Consider the following 10,965-nt stretch of genomic DNA (forward strand, 5'->3'; position numbering starts at 1 on the left):
GGAGGCGCCTCAGGCCGACAGGCTGTCTGGCGCGTTGCGCAGCCGCTCCAGCGCCCCGCGGACCTGCGCGGCGTCGGTGGTCGGCCAGAACGGCGGCAGCGAGGCCCGCAGGTAACCGCCGTAGCGGGCGGTGACCATCCGGGAGTCGAGCACGGCAACCACGCCCCGGTCGGTGACCCGGCGCAACAGCCGGCCCGAACCCTGCGCGAGCAGCAGCGCGGCATGGCTGGCGGCGACTCCCATGAAACCGTTGCCGCCGCGGGCGGCCACCGCGCGCTGGCGTGCGCTCAGCAATGGATCGTCCGGCCGCGGGAACGGAATGCGGTCGATCAGCACCAACGAAAGCGACGGCCCGGGCACGTCGACGCCCTGCCACAACGACAACGTGCCGAACAGCGAGGTGGCCGCGTCGGCGGTGAACTGCTCGACCAGCGTGGAGGTGCTGTCGTCGCCTTGACACAACACCGGCGTGGACAGCCGTGTGCGCATGGCCTCGGCCGCGGCCCGGGCGGCCCGCATCGACGAAAACAGCCCCAGGGTCCGCCCGCCGGCCGCGGTGATGAGCTCGGCGATCTCGTTCAGCTGCTCGGCCGAGCCGGCGCCGTCGCGGCCCGGCGGCGGGAGATGTGCGGCGACGTAGAGGATGCCGGCCTTGGCGTGGTGGAACGGCGATCCGACGTCCAGGCCACGCCAGGCCGGATACTCTCCGGGGCCCGGACCAGTGAGGCCCCATGCGGCGGCCATCGCGTCGAAGGTTCCACCGATCGTCAGCGTCGCCGACGTCAACACCGTCGCCGAACGCGAGAACACTCGGGTGCGCAGCAGGTCGGCGACCGACAGCGGAGCCACCCGCAGCACGGCGCGCGGAGAACCGCGGTTGTCCTCCTGGTCCAGCCAGACCACGTCGGTCCGATCGGGGATGGCGGGGGAGAACGACGTCAAAATGCGTGACGCGGTTACCGATATCTCGCTCAGAGCCGCAGCCGCTTCGGCGCGGGTCGCGGCCGCCTTGGAGTCGCTGGTGCTCTCGATGGCCGATCGTGCCGCACTGGCCGCGTCGCGCAACGCCGTTAGGTATGTCGCCATCTCTTGGTCGAGATAGTCGATGCGGCCTGGCGTCCCGTCGTGGATCGCCGACGCGAAGGTGGCCGACGTCGCCTCCAGCCGCTCGGTCAGTTCTGGATCCACCAGTCGGGCGATCCGCCGGGAGGCGACACCGAGCGCGGCCGACGTCAGTTCAGCGGTGGCCACCGACGTCACCCGGTCGGTCAATTCGTGTGCTTCGTCGACCACCAGCAGCGAGTGTTCCGGCAGCACCGCCGAATCGGCGACGGCATCGATGGCCAGCAGCGCGTGATTAGTGACCACGATATCGGCGGCGCCGGCCCGGCCACGTGCCCGTTCGGAAAAGCACTCGGCGCCATATGGGCAGCGGGCCACGCCGAGGCATTCCCGCGCGGACACGCTGACTTGGGACCAGGACCGGTCAGGAACACCTGGCTTGAGGTCGTCGCGGTCGCCCGAATCGGTCGTCGACGCCCAGGCGCTGAGCCGCTGCACGTCGCGGCCCAAGGCGGTGGCCGCCATCGGGTCGAACAGTTCTTCTTGCGGCCGTTCGTCCTCTCCGTCTGCCTCACCGGCCGAACCGCCACCATGGATCTTGTTCAGGCACAGGTAGTTTCGCCGCCCCTTGAGCAAGGCGAATTGCGGCCGATGCGGTAGCGCATCGGCCAGCGAGTCGGCCAGCCGCGGCAGGTCGCGATCGACCAGTTGACGCTGCAACGCGATCGTCGCCGTCGACACGACGACCGGTCCGTCGCCGTCGACGGCGCGGAGAATCGCTGGAACCAGATACGCCAACGACTTGCCGGTGCCGGTGCCGGCCTGCACGATCAGGTGCTCGCCGGTCTCGAAGGCCTGCGCTACGGCCTCGGCCATCTGCTGCTGGCCGCTGCGTCCGCTGCCGCCGAGCGCGGCCACCGCGATGGCCAGCAGTTCGGGTATGGATACGGATACCTCTGGCGTGGTTGCTCCTTGAGTCAGGCCGGGATCTGCGTTGTGGGGATCGCCGGGTCGCCGTGCGCCAAACTCAGCCCCTCCCACGGCAGGCTGCGTAGCCCGGACGCCACCAGCTGACGGGCCGCGATCAGGGCGCCATTACCCGTCACTGAGACCTCTGAGACGACCTGCCCGCCGCGGACCAGTGGGATGGTCAGCACCCGGCATGGTTCGGTGGTGTCAGGCGCTCGGCCGGCCGGATGCACCACCTCTTCGGTGATCGTGCCGGTCGGTCGTGACAAGCGCACCGCCTCCTTGTGGCCACCGACGGACTCCTTGTGGCTGCTGCGCTTCTGCACAGGCATGCCGTCCACCTCGACGAGTTTGTAGACCATACCCGCGGCGGGGGCGCCCGAGCCGGTGACCAACGACGTGCCGACGCCATAGCTGTCCACCGGATCGCCGCGCAGCGCGGCAATGGAAAACTCGTCGAGATCGCCGGACACGACGATGCGGGTCTGGGTGGCGCCCAGCTGGTCGAGCTGCTCGCGCACCCGGCGGGCGAGCACCCCGAGTTCGCCGGAGTCGATGCGGACCGCGCCGAGCGTGGCGCCGCCGGCGGCCACGGCATTGGCGACCCCGGCCGTCACGTCGTAGGTGTCCACCAGCAGCGTGGTGTCGGTGCCCAGAGCGTCGACCTGGGCGCGGAAGGCGGCGAGCTCCCCTATTCCAGAGGGGTCGCCCGCTCGCGTGTGCAGCATGGTGAAGGCGTGCGCGGCGGTGCCCTCGGTCGGGACCCCGTATTGTCGCTGGGCCTCCAGGTTGGACGTCGCGGCGAAGCCGGCGATGTACGCCGCCCTGGCCGCGGCGACCGCCGCGCGCTCGTGGGTGCGTCGCGTTCCCATGTCCATCAGCGGGCGCTCTCCGGCGGCGCTGACCATGCGTGTGGCCGCGGACGCGATCGCGCTGTCGTGGTTGAAGATCGACAGCGCCAGCGTTTCGATCACCACGCATTCGGCGAAGCTGCCGCGCACCGACAACACGGGGGACCCCGGGAAATAAAGCTCGCCCTCGGCGTAGCCGTCGATGTCGCCGCCGAACCGAAAGTCGCGCAGATAGCGCAACGTGTCGGCGTCGAGGAATTGCGTCAGTAACTGGCAGGCCTCGTCGTCGAACCTGAACCGCGGCAAGGCCTCCAACAGCCGGCCGGTTCCGGCGACGACGCCGTAACGCCGCCCTTCGGGAAGCCGGCGGGCGAACAATTCGAACGTGGTGCGGCGCGCAGCGGTGCCGTCCCGCAGCGCCGCCGCCAGCATTGTCAGCTCGTACTTGTCGGTGAGCAGCCCAGCCAAGACCGCGTCGTTCATCAGGCAACGGTATCGGCTGGCAAGGCGGGCTCGGTATCGTATAGGTCATGGTTGTTGCGTCAGCGCCCACCAAACCGGGCACTACCGGGCAACGCGAATCAGCTCCGGTAGACGTCACGGCCAGGCCATGGGTCACCATCGTGTGGGACGACCCCGTCAACTTGATGACCTACGTGACGTACGTGTTCCAGAAATTGTTCGGCTACAGCGAGCCGCACGCCACCAAGCTCATGCTGCAGGTGCACCAGGAGGGTAAGGCGGTTGTGTCGGCGGGTAGCCGGGAGTCCATGGAAGTCGACGTGTCCAAGCTGCATGCCGCCGGTTTGTGGGCGACGTTGCAGCAGGACAGCTGAGATCAGAGGGCATCCAGGATCCTCTGTGCGCAAATGGAAGCGCGTCGAGACCGCCGACGGTCCCCGTTTTCGGTCGGCCTTGGCCGCGCATGAGGCGGCCCTGCTGAAGAACCTGGTCAGCTCGATGATCGGCCTGCTAGACGAGCGCGAATCTTCTGCGCCGTCAGACGAACTCGAGGAGATCACCGGGATAAAGAACGGGAATACCGAACGGCCGGGGGACCCGACGCTTCGTCGGCTGTTGCCAGACTTCCACAAGCCGGATGATGACGACTACGAGCTGGATCCTGATGCCTCCGATAGCCTCAACGCTGCCCTGCGCAGTCTGCACGAGCCGGAGATCATCGACGCCAAACGTGTTGCGGCACAGCAGTTGTTGGACACTCTTCCGGAAAACGGCGGTCGGTTCGAGCTGACCGAAGAGGGCGCGAACGCCTGGATCGCCGCGGTCAACGACATCCGGCTGTCGCTGGGAGTCATGCTCGACGTCGGCCCAGAAGGCCCGGATCGACTGCCGGCCGACCATCCGTTGGCCGCGCATCTCGACGTCTACCAGTGGCTGACCGTCTTGCAGGAATACCTGGTCCTGGTGCTGATGGAGGCCCGATGATCTTGATGGCGGCCGGATGAACTCCATCACTGATGTTGGGGGGATCCGCGTCGGCCACTACGAGCGGCTGGACCCCGACGCGTCCCTCGGCGCCGGTTGGGCCCGCGGGGTCACCGTCGTGCTGACCCCACCCGGGACCGTCGGCGCCGTCGATTGCCGCGGCGGTGCGCCCGGCACCCGGGAGACCGATCTGCTGGATCCCGCCAACAGTGTGCGCTTCGTCGATGCGGTGCTGCTCGCCGGCGGCAGCGCCTACGGTCTGGCAGCCGCCGACGGCGTCATGCGCTGGCTGGAGGAACACGGGCGCGGCGTGGCGATGGGCGAGGGTGTGGTGCCCATCGTGCCGGCAGCGGTGATTTTCGATTTGCCCGTCGGCGGCTGGGAGTGCCGCCCGACGGCTGAGTTCGGTTACGCCGCGGCCGCTGCTGCCTTCGGGGCTCAAGCCGGCGCCCTGGCGGTTGGAACTGTCGGCGCCGGAGTGGGGGCGCGCGCCGGTGTGTTCAAGGGCGGTGTCGGGACGGCTTCAACGACCCTGACCACGCTGCAGTCCGGCGCCACTGTCGGCGCGATCGTCGTGGTGAACTCCGCGGGCGACGTCGTCGACCGGTCCACCGGCCTGCCGTGGCAGGCGGATCTGACCGAGGAGTTCGCGCTGACGGCCCCGCCGGCCGAGCAGGTCGCCGCGCTCGCGCAGCTGCCGTCGCCGTTGAACCCACTCAATACGACGATCGCGGTGGTCGCCACCGATGCGGCGCTCAGCAAGGCGGCGTGCCGGCGGGTCGCGATCGCCGCCCACGACGGTCTGGCCCGAACCATCCGGCCCGCGCACACGCCGCTGGACGGCGATACGGTGTTCGCGCTGGCGACCGGGGCGGTCGAGGTGCCCCCGGCGGCCGACACGCCCGCCGCGCTGTCCCCGGAGACAGGGCTGGTCACCGCGGTGGGTGCGGCCGCCGCTGATTGCCTGGCCCGTGCGGTGCTGGCCGGCGTGCTCGCCGCCGAATCGGTCGCTGGAATACCGACCTATCGGGGCATGTTGCCGGGAGCGTTCAAGGCCTCATCCTGCAGGTAGCCTGGACGATGCCGATAACGCTCGAGAAGGGCAGCTGTGACCCAGGGATATCCGCACACGCCGGCCCGGCAGGCGAAGAAACGCCCCCGGTGGATGGTGGGCGGGGCCACGATCCTCACCTTCGTGGCGCTGCTGTACCTCGTGGAACTGATTGACCTGCTGGCGAACCATTCCCTGGACGGCAACGGCATCCGGCCGAAGACCACCGACGGCCTGTGGGGCATCATCTTCGCGCCGGTTCTGCACGCCAACTGGCAGCACCTGATGGCCAATACGATCCCGCTGCTGGTGCTGGGATTTTTGATGACGCTGGCCGGAATTTCGCGGTTCGTGTGGGCCACCGCGATCATCTGGATCCTGGGCGGCTTAGGCACCTGGCTGATCGGCAACGTGGGCAGCAGCTGCGGCCCGACCGACCACATCGGCGCGTCCGGCCTGATCTTCGGCTACCTCGCGTTCCTGCTGGTGTTCGGGCTGTTCGTCCGCAGGGTGTGGGACATCATCATCGGGCTGGTGGTCCTGTTTCTCTATGGGGGCGTGTTGCTCGGCGCCATGCCGGTGCTCCACCAATGCGGCGGTGTGTCCTGGCAGGGTCACCTGTCTGGCGCGGTCGCCGGCGTCATCGCCGCGTATCTGTTATCCGCTCCCGAGCGCAAGGGTCGCGCCCTGAAAAAGGCCGGCAGCGGTTCTCCGCGTCTGAAGACATGAGCTCCCCGCTGGCACCCGTCGGGGTTTTCGATTCCGGCGTCGGGGGACTGACCGTTGCCCGCGCGATCATCGACCAGCTGCCCGACGAGGACATCGTCTACGTCGGCGACACCGGCAACGGCCCCTACGGTCCGCTGACCATCCCGGAGATCCGGGCGCACGCGCTTGCCATCGGGGACGACCTGGTCGAGCGCGGCGTCAAGGCGCTCGTGATCGCATGCAACTCGGCGTCTGCGGCGTGCCTGCGGGACGCTCGCGAGCGTTACGACGTGCCCGTCGTCGAAGTGATCTTGCCGGCGGTGCGACGTGCGGTCGCCACCACCCGCAATGGGCGCATCGGTGTTATCGGCACGCGGGCCACCATCACCTCGCACGCCTACCAAGACGCGTTCGCCGCGGCACGCGACACCGAGATCACCGCGGTGGCCTGCCCGCGCTTCGTCGACTTTGTCGAGCGCGGTGTGACCAGCGGTCGGCAGGTGCTCGGACTGGCGGAGGGGTATTTGGAGCCGCTGCAGCGCGCCGAGGTCGACACGTTGGTGCTCGGATGCACGCACTACCCGCTGCTGTCCGGACTGATTCAGTTGGCGATGGGCGACAACGTCACGCTGGTCTCCAGCGCCGAGGAGACCGCGAAGGAAGTGCTGCGGGTGCTCACCGAAAGGGACCTGCTGCGTCCGCATGACGCATCCCCCGCCAGCCGGGTGTTCGAGGCCACCGGCGACCCCGAGGAGTTCACCAAACTGGCGTCGCGCTTCCTGGGTCCCGCGGTGACCGGTGTTCAACCCGTTCAGCGTCATTCTCGTGTCTATTAGGTGCGCGCAGAGATTCTCATCACCGAATGCTGCAATGTTTTCGTCATTGCGCTTTCGGGCATGGCAAAGTAGTGACCGTGCGAATAACCGTGCTCGGCTGCTCCGGGAGCGTCGTGGGTCCGGATTCGCCTGCATCGGGTTATCTGCTCCGGGCGCCGGACACGCCACCGCTGGTCCTGGACTTCGGCGGGGGAGTGCTTGGTGCGCTGCAGCGGCACGCGGACCCCAGTTCGGTGCACGTGCTGTTGTCTCATCTGCACGCGGACCACTGTCTGGATATGCCTGGCCTGTACGTCTGGCGTCGCTATCACCCGTCACGACCCGACGGCAAGGCGTTGTTGTACGGCCCGAGCGATACCTGGTCGCGATTGGGGGCGGCCTCGTCCCCTTACGGTGGTGAGATCGACGACTGCTCGGACATCTTCGATATCCGCCACTGGGTCGACGGTGAGCCGGTGACTGTGGGCGCGCTCACCGTGGTGCCGCGGGTGGTCGCTCACCCCACCGAGTCCTACGGTTTGCGGATCACCGACCCCACCGGCGCGTCCCTGGTCTATAGCGGTGACACCGGCATCTGCGACCAGCTTGTCGAGCTGGCTCGCGGGGCTGACGTCTTCCTGTGCGAGGCTTCCTGGACGCACTCGCCGGACCGTCCCCGCGACCTGCATCTGTCTGGCACCGAGGCCGGCAGGACCGCGGCACAGGCGGGTGTCCGGGAGCTGCTGTTGACGCATATCCCGCCGTGGACCTCGCGTGAGGACGTCATCACGGAGGCCAAGGCCGAGTTCGATGGTCCCGTGCACGCGGTGGTGTCTGGTGAGACCTTCGATATCGGGCGCCCCTGAACACCTCTGAGCTACCCGTCGAGGTTGGCTTAGGGTTACTGGGTGTCCAAACGAGATGACGGTCGCCTTGACGACGAGCTTCGCCCCGTGGTCCTTACCCGAGGGTTCACCGAACACCCGGCGGGTTCGGTGCTGATCGAGTTCGGTCAAACCAAAGTCATGTGCACCGCCAGCGTCACCGAAGGGGTGCCGCGTTGGCGCAAAGGGTCCGGCTTGGGTTGGCTCACTGCGGAGTACGCGATGCTGCCGTCGGCCACCCACACCCGGTCGGACCGCGAGTCTGTCAGAGGCCGGGTCAGCGGGCGCACCCAAGAGATCAGCCGGCTGGTCGGTCGGTCGTTGCGGGCGTGCATTGACCTGCGCGCGCTGGGGGAGAACACGATCGCCGTGGACTGCGACGTGTTGCAGGCCGACGGTGGCACTCGGACCGCGGCCATCACCGGTGCCTATGTGGCGTTGGCCGACGCGGTGACGTACCTGTCGGCTGCGGGCAAGCTGTCGGATCCCAGGCCGTTGTCGTGCGCGATCGCGGCGGTCAGCGTCGGGGTGGTCGACGGCAGGGTCCGGGTGGATCTGCCCTACGAGGAAGACTCGCGCGCCGAGGTGGACATGAACGTCGTCGCCACCGACACCGGGACCCTGGTGGAGGTTCAGGGGACGGGTGAGGGCGCGACGTTCCCGCGCTCGACGCTGGACAAGCTGCTGGACATGGCGTTGGGTGCGTGCGACAAGTTGTTCGCCGCACAGCGCGAAGCCTTAGCGCTGCCGTACCCGGGCGTGCTGCCCGAGGGACCTCCACCGTCGAAGGCGTTCGGCAGCTGACCCGGCTACTGGTCGCCAGCCGCAATCTCAATAAGCTGGCCGAACTGCGCCGGGTGCTGGACGGCGCCGGACTGTCGGGGTTGACGCTGGTATCGCTCAACGATGTGGCGCCGTTCGACGAAGCACCGGAAACCGGTGCGACCTTCGAGGACAACGCGCTGGCCAAGGCGCGCGACGCGTTCGCCGCGACGGGTCTGGCGAGTGTCGCCGACGACTCGGGTTTAGAGGTAGCGGCGTTGAACGGCATGCCCAGTGTGCTCTCGGCGCGCTGGTCGGGCCGGCACGGCGACGACGTCGGCAACATCGCGCTGCTGTTGGCGCAGTTGCGCGACTTGCCCGACGGTCGGCGCGGTGCGGCGTTCGTGTCGGCCTGCGCGCTGGTGTCGGGGTCGGGCGAGGTGGTCGTCCGCGGGGAGTGGACGGGCACGATCGCCCGCGAGCCGCGCGGCGAGGGTGGGTTCGGTTATGACCCGTTGTTTATTCCTGACAGGTATGACCGCACCGCCGCGGAGTTGAGCCCGGCGGAGAAGGACGCGATATCGCATCGCGGTCGTGCGCTGGGTCTGTTAGTGCCGGCGCTTCGAGCGTTGGCGGCTCGCCGAGCGTGACGCCAGCTTCACGCTGGGCCGCGAGCGTGACGCCAGCTTCACGCTCGAGCTCACAGCCCGAAGCGTGCCTTGACGTCCTTGGTCTGGAAGTGCTCGACGATGATGCCCAACAGCGGGATGGTGCCGCTGAGCAGTACGCCGATGGTCTTGCCGATCGGCCATCGCACCTTGATCGCGAGATTGAAGGCGGCCAACACATAGACGAAGTACACCCAGCCGTGCACCACCTCGATCCACCGGATCTCGTGGTGGAAAGCGAGATGCGAGACGATCTCGTAGCACAGGGCGATGAGCCAGAGACCCGTCGTCCACGCCATGATGCGGTAGCCGAGCAGCGCGGTGCGGATCTTGTCGACGGGGGTGGCGGGCGTGTGTGCTTCAGGGGTCTCGGGTGTGGTCATGCGGTGGCCCTGTTCTGTTTTTCGGCATCTGTCTTCGCCAGCTCGGCCAGGTAGGCGTTGTACTCCCGCAGTGCCGGATCATTGGGCGGCTGCTGTACAGGCCTCGGCCGCTCGGGGAGCAGTCCGGCTGGCACCTCGGTGACGACGCCTTTATTCCGCGGCTCCGGCGGCGTCTCTTCATAACGGACGAAGTTGCGGTACGCGTAGACGGAGAACCAGGCGAACAGCGGCCACTGCAACGCATAGCCGAGGTTCTGGAAGGTGCCCGACGCGGACTGAAACCTGGTCCATTGCCACCAGCCGAGAGCCAGGCAGCTGGCGGCCGCGAAGATCACCAGAGCGATCAGCGCGGGCCTGCGACGACGCGTAGCGGACACCCCTTGAAGGTACCGCCTGGGGAAGTTCATGACTTTGGCCCGAGGAATTCCTCGAGCGCGCCACCGCTCATTTACCAAGCTGGGAGGCATCGCCGACAAGTCGTCGCGTGAGCGAGGCGGAGCGGTACGATCGGCAGGCTGCGGGCGTGGCGAAATGGCATACGCGATGGCTTTAGGTGCCATTGCTCGAAAGAGCGTGAGGGTTCGAGTCCCTCCGCCCGCACATCACCTTCTCTCGTATTTGCGCTGGCAGAAGCGTGAAGGTCATCGACGGGACCGGCTTCACCGACGAGGTGATCGGCATCATGATGGCACACCAGGAGACATCCCCCGACTACCCTGGATCGTTCTGTTGCGTGCCGGTCGAGTGGGAGGCCGCATCGTGACGATGAACTGGCCCAACAAGACTCAGCGCCGCGTACTTCGGGAACTGGCAGAGGTGACCACCGCAGACAGCGGCGACTTCCCCGAGGAGAGGCTGGCCAAGCGGCTGGACATGCCCGTGGAGGAGGTTCGCCGCCATCTGCAGGCGCTGGCCGACCTCGGGATGGTGGAGGAAGCACGATGACCATGTCCGAGACATGGCTCCCGATACCGGGATTCGGCGGCTATGAGGTGAGCTCGGAGGGCGGTTCAAGTCATTTTCTCTTCGGGGGCCCCGGCCGTCCCCGCCCCTCGCGTCACTTTCCGCGAGGGCCTGCCAGCGGACGGCACTCCTTGCCCAGTTGAGGCGCGCAAATCACGCCGTCGCACGCCTTGCACGCCCACGACAAATGGCCGGCGCGGCGTCCGCAACCAACCACACGGACCCCAGCCAACAAGAACACGGTTCGGGCCGATCCCACACTCGCACTTGCGGTCGTTACAGTCCCGGATACCAACGGCCCGGAGTTGTCCACTCCGGGCCGGGCGGAGGCCCATCAGTCGGACACATGTACTTGTCCGGAAACCTCACACACGTCGGTGGCAGCGGCTGATTTGGGCCGTCG

The 10,965-nt window shown here is 67.8% G+C and carries 14 protein-coding genes and 1 tRNA gene; 11 read left to right on the forward strand and 4 right to left on the reverse strand.

Features of this window, described 5'->3' with window-relative positions; all coding sequences use genetic code 11:
- Positions 1 to 9 precede the first annotated feature (9 nt).
- Positions 10 to 2,043, reverse strand: a complete 2,034-nt coding sequence (locus ACLP9N_RS34485; RefSeq protein ID WP_442411607.1) for an ATP-dependent DNA helicase — start codon at positions 2,041 to 2,043, stop codon at positions 10 to 12.
- Positions 2,040 to 3,365, reverse strand: a complete 1,326-nt coding sequence (locus tag ACLP9N_RS34490) for a nicotinate phosphoribosyltransferase (protein ID WP_442411595.1) — start codon at positions 3,363 to 3,365, stop codon at positions 2,040 to 2,042. The genes ACLP9N_RS34485 and ACLP9N_RS34490 overlap by 4 nt, the downstream gene beginning before the upstream one ends.
- 47 nt (positions 3,366 to 3,412) lie before the next feature.
- Here ACLP9N_RS34490 and clpS point away from each other — a divergent pair, with 47 nt between their 5' ends.
- The 8 genes from clpS (at position 3,413) to rdgB (ending at position 9,198) form a co-directional block, all read left to right on the forward strand.
- Positions 3,413 to 3,718, forward strand: coding sequence for an ATP-dependent Clp protease adapter ClpS (clpS, locus tag ACLP9N_RS34495; protein WP_442411596.1), 306 nt, complete (start codon positions 3,413 to 3,415; stop codon positions 3,716 to 3,718).
- A gap of 25 nt (positions 3,719 to 3,743) precedes the next feature.
- Positions 3,744 to 4,328, forward strand: a complete 585-nt coding sequence (aosR, locus tag ACLP9N_RS34500) for an oxidative stress transcriptional regulator AosR (RefSeq protein ID WP_442411597.1) — start codon at positions 3,744 to 3,746, stop codon at positions 4,326 to 4,328.
- Between the two features lie 16 nt (positions 4,329 to 4,344).
- A complete protein-coding gene (locus ACLP9N_RS34505; RefSeq protein ID WP_442411598.1) occupies positions 4,345 to 5,400 on the forward strand; it encodes a P1 family peptidase in 1,056 nt (351 codons plus the stop codon).
- 93 nt (positions 5,401 to 5,493) lie between these two features.
- The gene (locus tag ACLP9N_RS34510) at positions 5,494 to 6,108 is read left to right on the forward strand and encodes a rhomboid family intramembrane serine protease (RefSeq protein ID WP_442411599.1); all 615 of its coding nucleotides are present in this window, start codon (positions 5,494 to 5,496) and stop codon (positions 6,106 to 6,108) included.
- On the forward strand, positions 6,105 to 6,923 hold the full coding sequence (gene murI / locus ACLP9N_RS34515) for a glutamate racemase (protein WP_442411600.1): 819 nt from the start codon (positions 6,105 to 6,107) through the stop codon (positions 6,921 to 6,923). The genes ACLP9N_RS34510 and murI overlap by 4 nt, the downstream gene beginning before the upstream one ends.
- Positions 6,924 to 6,994: 71 nt before the next feature.
- Positions 6,995 to 7,768 carry a cyclic nucleotide-degrading phosphodiesterase gene (locus ACLP9N_RS34520; RefSeq protein WP_442411601.1) on the forward strand — a complete coding sequence of 258 codons (774 nt, stop codon included), beginning with the start codon at positions 6,995 to 6,997 and terminating at the stop codon, positions 7,766 to 7,768.
- Between the two features lie 42 nt (positions 7,769 to 7,810).
- Entirely contained in the window at positions 7,811 to 8,590 is a 780-nt protein-coding gene (gene rph, locus ACLP9N_RS34525; RefSeq protein ID WP_442411602.1) for a ribonuclease PH, read from the forward strand.
- Complete coding sequence (gene rdgB, locus ACLP9N_RS34530; protein ID WP_442411608.1) at positions 8,587 to 9,198, forward strand: RdgB/HAM1 family non-canonical purine NTP pyrophosphatase; 612 nt, start codon at positions 8,587 to 8,589, stop codon at positions 9,196 to 9,198. Before rph ends, rdgB begins: the two co-directional genes overlap by 4 nt.
- A 50-nt stretch (positions 9,199 to 9,248) precedes the next feature.
- Here rdgB and ACLP9N_RS34535 read toward each other — a convergent pair whose 3' ends face one another.
- Positions 9,249 to 9,599 (reverse strand): DUF3817 domain-containing protein, encoded by a 351-nt coding sequence (locus ACLP9N_RS34535; RefSeq protein WP_442411603.1) that lies wholly within the window; start codon positions 9,597 to 9,599, stop codon positions 9,249 to 9,251.
- Complete coding sequence (locus ACLP9N_RS34540) at positions 9,596 to 9,976, reverse strand: hypothetical protein (protein ID WP_442411604.1); 381 nt, start codon at positions 9,974 to 9,976, stop codon at positions 9,596 to 9,598. Before ACLP9N_RS34540 ends, ACLP9N_RS34535 begins: the two co-directional genes overlap by 4 nt.
- Before the next feature lie 140 nt (positions 9,977 to 10,116).
- Here ACLP9N_RS34540 and ACLP9N_RS34545 point away from each other — a divergent pair.
- The 3 genes from ACLP9N_RS34545 to ACLP9N_RS34555 all read left to right on the forward strand — a co-directional run bounded on the left by ACLP9N_RS34545 (position 10,117) and on the right by ACLP9N_RS34555 (position 10,544).
- A tRNA-Leu gene (locus ACLP9N_RS34545) sits at positions 10,117 to 10,199 on the forward strand.
- 34 nt (positions 10,200 to 10,233) lie between these two features.
- Positions 10,234 to 10,362 carry a hypothetical protein gene (locus ACLP9N_RS34550; RefSeq protein ID WP_442411605.1) on the forward strand — a complete coding sequence of 43 codons (129 nt, stop codon included), beginning with the start codon at positions 10,234 to 10,236 and terminating at the stop codon, positions 10,360 to 10,362.
- Complete coding sequence (locus ACLP9N_RS34555) at positions 10,359 to 10,544, forward strand: helix-turn-helix domain-containing protein (protein WP_442411606.1); 186 nt, start codon at positions 10,359 to 10,361, stop codon at positions 10,542 to 10,544. Before ACLP9N_RS34550 ends, ACLP9N_RS34555 begins: the two co-directional genes overlap by 4 nt.
- Positions 10,545 to 10,965 lie beyond the last annotated feature (421 nt).

This window comes from Mycobacterium sp. (assembly GCF_052144515.1).
Classification (GTDB): domain Bacteria; phylum Actinomycetota; class Actinomycetes; order Mycobacteriales; family Mycobacteriaceae; genus Mycobacterium.

Coding starts and splice junctions, on each gene's coding strand:
- clpS (WP_442411596.1), top strand. CDS start 3,413: ATGGTTGTTGCGTCAGCGCCCACCAAACCGGGCACTACCGGGCAACGC.
- ACLP9N_RS34505 (WP_442411598.1), top strand. CDS start 4,345: ATGAACTCCATCACTGATGTTGGGGGGATCCGCGTCGGCCACTACGAG.
- murI (WP_442411600.1), top strand. CDS start 6,105: ATGAGCTCCCCGCTGGCACCCGTCGGGGTTTTCGATTCCGGCGTCGGG.
- ACLP9N_RS34535 (WP_442411603.1), bottom strand. CDS start 9,599: ATGACCACACCCGAGACCCCTGAAGCACACACGCCCGCCACCCCCGTC.
- ACLP9N_RS34490 (WP_442411595.1), bottom strand. CDS start 3,365: ATGAACGACGCGGTCTTGGCTGGGCTGCTCACCGACAAGTACGAGCTG.
- ACLP9N_RS34510 (WP_442411599.1), top strand. CDS start 5,494: ATGGTGGGCGGGGCCACGATCCTCACCTTCGTGGCGCTGCTGTACCTC.